Raw genomic sequence first — 2,699 nt, forward strand, 5'->3', positions numbered from 1 at the left:
ACTACAAGCCTTGATTGCGCAGGATCATCTAAATTAATCACCCCTTTAGCCGCTTCATAAGCTTGTTCAATGTCGTTACTGGCAAAAAACGGCGACTGTGCAGCTTGCACGCTTTGGTTATGACAAGACGCACAATATTGACTCACGATGGGATAAACGTGCTGACTAAATAAGCTGCTGTCATCTGGGAAGTTTTTACTTGAACCAGGATCACGAATAACCGGTGCGGTCAGCTCAATAGTATTGGCACTGCTAACACGTTCATCTGCCCATAACTTGATCCATTGGGTCATGGTTTCGCCACACGCTGAATCACTGGCTAACCAGCAATTATGCCCACCGGCCACTTTATTGACTAAACGTGACGCCTTAGGATCAGATAAATCTACCAATGGATTGGTGGCGGCATAAGCATCGTTAACGTTATTACGACTGGCAAAATATGGCGCTTGATTACCTTCGGTATGGCACGCACCGCATTTGTCTTGGGTTGAAATATTATCCCACAATGATGCTTTGTATTTTTGAATATCAGCCGTTGCCGCTGCGGGGCCGGTATACACGTCAGATTGCGGGGTTTGTTGCGCAGGCGGATTTTTTTCAACATCGCCACCGCCACAAGCAGAAAGCCCCAAGAATAATGAGACAATAACGAGGCCTTTAGCCATTAAATATTTCACGGTTATTCTCCCATACAGTAGTTGCCAACTTCAGCAAACACGCGCTTAAGTTGGTAAGAGTTCTGTTTAAAAGAAGCCGTAGTGGCACTAATTTGTGCAATATCCGCTTGGCTTTCTGCATCTCGTAAACATACAGTTTTAAACACCTTTTTAACCTGGCATTGGGCAAAGGCATTGCTGTTTGCCAACTCTTGCCCTAAAGATTTAGCACCACTACCTTGGCCCGATAAACTGTTATCCCAACCCAATTTTTGATTAGGACCTTCGCGCCAGTAATTGTTCCATTTATCGTTTGGTGTGGCATAGCCAAAAGGAAAGCTGGTTGAATTGATATGATACTTACCTTGCACTCGGGTGCCAGTAGCTGGGTCGGTTTGACCGCTGGTGTTGTAAGCTATCGCACCTGCCTCACCGGTTGGATCTTGGTCACGGTTAAACTCATATTCATAATAAGCAAACGCTTGTGCCAGCGGATCCATACCACTGTGGCAACTTGAGCAGTTATTAATAAATAAACGGCTGTCACCACCAGGACTGCGGCTCACATCTTGGCGAATACGATCGGTTGGGCGGGTGTTGTCTTTTAATGGCTCTAAATCGGTACACAAATGATTCATTAAGGTAAAACGGAACATGGCGCGGTTAGTGCCTAAATAAAAAAACTCTTTTGCCGCTGCACGGCTCGTTAACACCCCTGCGGTTGCATCCGCAGGTAATCCATTCACACTCGATTGAGTGGTGCGCTCTAAGCCGTCTTTTAAATCAATAAATAGGTCTTCTAATGCCTGATAATGGTCATTATTATTACGATTGTAACCGGGTAAATTCAAACTGTTTTTACCCACATACACCATGTCTGCTTGCAGAATATCTCTGAAATCAACATCGTCCCTAACCGCACCAATCACAGTGGCAGAATAGTCATTTAACGGCGCAAAAATGTCTTGATCAATATTGGTCCACGGCGTAGCGAATAATTTTAATGTAGTGGAATAAAATGCCGGCGTTTCCATGGCGAGGTATGCAGCGTCAATGGGTTTGCCGTCATCCAGTAATGCCGCCATATTTTGCAATGTGGTTTCGGATGCTGGAACACCAGTTATGCGGTCGTGCAGTTGCTTTGCTTGCTCAAGGCTAGCCGCTACTGCATTGATCGAGAAAAGACCAAACACACCAAGTACTAATACACTCCTAAACGCCTTAGAATGCATTGTTTTTCCATAATAAGATAATAAGCTGAAGCTTTTTACCGTACGAAGTCGTTGCTTCATACTGTCTCCTTGTTAGCACTTGACTGCCTTACATTGAACTGACATTGATGTTGGACATGCTGAAAATCGAATGGTGCTGATTAAATCATTCAACGGCTCACAATAAAAGTTTTTATTTTGTTAATTTTTTTGACACTTGCAGCCAATAACTTGGCGCCAAAAAAGTGTCTTGCAGCGTCAAAATAAAGTATTCAATTATTTAATAAAAAATGTTGAAACACTGGTCCTAGAAAGCAATAATGTCAGGCGCCATCAGGTTTTGCCATGATACCCACAAAAATAATAAATCGTTAAGGAAAACAAATGAGGCCGACTTTGGGCTATAACATTATGATGTTTACGGTAATTACATTGTTATTAGGATGTAACACTGAGACAGCAATTAAAGATCAACAGCCTGATCCCGTTCTTGTTGAATATCCAGTAGCTTATATTGAGCGTAATTTAACTGCGGTCGATCAAACATCCGCACAATTTCAATCCCTTAATCCTGCCTATTTTAATCCTGGCGCTCAATTACTCATTAAACGCAATGCCTTCGCTGATTCACCTGCGACGAATTTAACCGCCGCCTTATTTGCAGAAGATCAGCTGATTGATATTCGCGATCTGTCAGTGTCTGACGATGGCCAACAACTGCTTATGGCCATTCGCGCACCAGAAATCGATGGTGTTGACGACGATGAACAACCTAAATGGAATATCTGGCGTTATACAGTTGCTAGCCAAACCTTAGAAAGAATCATCA

The 2,699-nt window shown here is 43.2% G+C and carries 1 protein-coding gene and 2 pseudogenes; 1 reads left to right on the top strand and 2 read right to left on the bottom strand.

Translation table 11 applies throughout. The annotated features are described in order from the left end of the window. Both CXF78_RS19560 and CXF78_RS19565 read right to left on the bottom strand, forming a co-directional pair. Positions 1-680 (bottom strand): annotated as a pseudogene (locus CXF78_RS19560) (LamG domain-containing protein); the annotation flags it as partial. A 2-nt stretch (positions 681-682) separates the two neighbouring features. Next, on the bottom strand, positions 683-1,951 hold the full coding sequence (locus CXF78_RS19565) for a hypothetical protein (RefSeq protein WP_102037695.1): 1,269 nt from the start codon (positions 1,949-1,951) through the stop codon (positions 683-685). A 303-nt stretch (positions 1,952-2,254) separates the two neighbouring features. Here CXF78_RS19565 and CXF78_RS19570 point away from each other — a divergent pair. Further along, a pseudogene (locus CXF78_RS19570) lies at positions 2,255-2,699 on the top strand (hypothetical protein); the annotation flags it as partial.

It is taken from the genome of Shewanella sp. 11B5, assembly GCF_002836795.1.
Classification (GTDB): domain Bacteria; phylum Pseudomonadota; class Gammaproteobacteria; order Enterobacterales; family Shewanellaceae; genus Shewanella; species Shewanella frigidimarina.

What these genes read in the sequence shown, in the direction of transcription:
- CXF78_RS19565 (WP_102037695.1), bottom strand. Translation starts at nt 1,951, where the DNA reads ATGAAGCAACGACTTCGTACGGTAAAAAGCTTCAGCTTATTATCTTAT.